This window comes from Larkinella sp. C7, from assembly GCF_006149005.1.
Taxonomy (GTDB): Bacteria; Bacteroidota; Bacteroidia; order Cytophagales; family Spirosomataceae; genus Larkinella.
In genome coordinates, this window is record NZ_VBSL01000048.1 from 1 (window position 1) to 1765 (window position 1765).

General features: G+C 52.4%; 2 pseudogenes. Both read right to left on the reverse strand.

The annotated features are described in order from the left end of the window. Window positions 1-1470 (reverse strand): annotated as a pseudogene (locus FH871_RS31620) (hypothetical protein); the annotation flags it as partial. Window positions 1471-1556: 86 nt separating this feature from the next. Further along, window positions 1557-1765: pseudogene (locus FH871_RS33370) on the reverse strand (T9SS type A sorting domain-containing protein); the annotation flags it as partial.

The window sequence follows — 1765 nt, forward strand, 5'->3', positions numbered from 1 at the left end:
GCCCGGGGTGTTCTGAAAAACCGGTTGGGTGGAAACGTTGGAAGTGATGAAAATCGTCGGAGGAACACAGGGTTCTTCGAGCAGAACGAGCCAAAGGTCGCCATCTCCCAGATAGTCCCCGGTTTTTTCTTCCCCCGGGTTCGATGACGAATAGCCCGCCAGGAGATATTCACCTGCCGTCGGTTCCAGCATGGCACGTATCCAGTCATTGCTTAAACTTCCTGTCACCAGGGTTCTGTCCCACTGAAGGGTTCCATCAGCCCCAAGTTTAACGACCCAGTAATCATAGACCCCTTTCGAGTCGACGGTTTTTTCTCCGCCAATTCCGGATTCGGATTCTCCCCCGACCAGATAGCCTCCATCGGAGGTGGCCAGCAATGCATAACAATCGTCATCACCCGATCCTCCGAGGCTTCGCTGCCAATCGATCTCATTATTATTGTTAAATTTAATAACCCAGAAATCTTCTCTTCCCCGTGAAACTTCGGTTTTATCACCACTTATACTGGATCTTGAATAGCCCGCCAGCACATACCCCCCGTCGGCGGTGGCCACCAGGTCACGCAGTTCTTCCGTATTTTCCCCACCAATGGCTTTATCCCAGATTTTAGTGCCATCCGGTGCTATTTTGACCAACCAGTAATCGATTCCTCCCCTGGCGTTGTCGGTTTTGCCGGTCAGGTCTTCAATGGGTGAAGCCTCGGAACTCGAGGATCCACCCAGAAGATAATTGCCATCAGCCAGGAGTACGATCTTGTTCAGTTGATCTCTGTCAGTTCCGCCGTAAGTTTGATCCCATACCCGATTCCCTTCGGCGTCTATCCTGACTACCCAGAAATCCGATGCAAAAGCCTCGACATCCCCTTTTTTTGCAGCGGTTTTATTGCCATTAACGCCCGAATTGGAACTCCCGGCGAGTAGAAAGCCCCCATTGGAAGTCGGTGCGATGGACCGAAGGTTGTCAGCCTCATCTCCGCCAAAGGCTTTATCCCATTGTTTTTCGCCGTCAAAGTCGATTTTTACGACCCAGAAATCCTCACTACCAAACGACTCGCTTTCCTTGTTGCCGTCATCGGGGGAATTGGATTCCCCGCCCAACAGGTAACCGTCCGGGGTAGCAACAATCGTCCGCAAGAAATCGCCTTCACTGCCCCCGTAGGTCTTTTCCCACTGTTTGACATGGTTGGCATTGAACTTGATCACCCAGAAGTCACTACCTCCCCAGAGCGTTGCTTCTTTGGGCGAGTCCGCAGTAGCTTCTGAATAAGAATATCCTCCCACCAGATAGCCTCCGTCGGCGGTTTTTAGCATCACCTGTCCTTCATCCCGACTCGTCCCTCCCAGGGTTTTGTCAAATAACTTGATCGGTTGGGCCTGGAGCAGTTCTCCAAAACCGGTGGTCAACAGGAGTAGGAATAGACTGAAAAGCCGAATCCGGTATTCTGTTTTTGCTAGGGTAAAAGTTGTCATAAGTGAAAAGTCGAGGTTGAACGTGGATAGAGGCCCGGTTGGCGGGCATGTTGATTTTACGAGTTGGAATGAACAGGAGCGACGTTTTAGGGTCGGATTAGTTTGAGAAATGCAGACTGGGTAGAATTGGTAACCCGCAGAAACAGCAATCCGGGGGCTTGCTGGCTGACATCGAACTGGTGTCGCTCGATCAAACCGGCTTTGGGGACGTGCCGCTGGCCGACCAGCCGCCCGCTGGCATCGGTCAACAGCAACCGGAGCGGCTGGCCTTCCGCCCCCCGGATTTCGACCACCA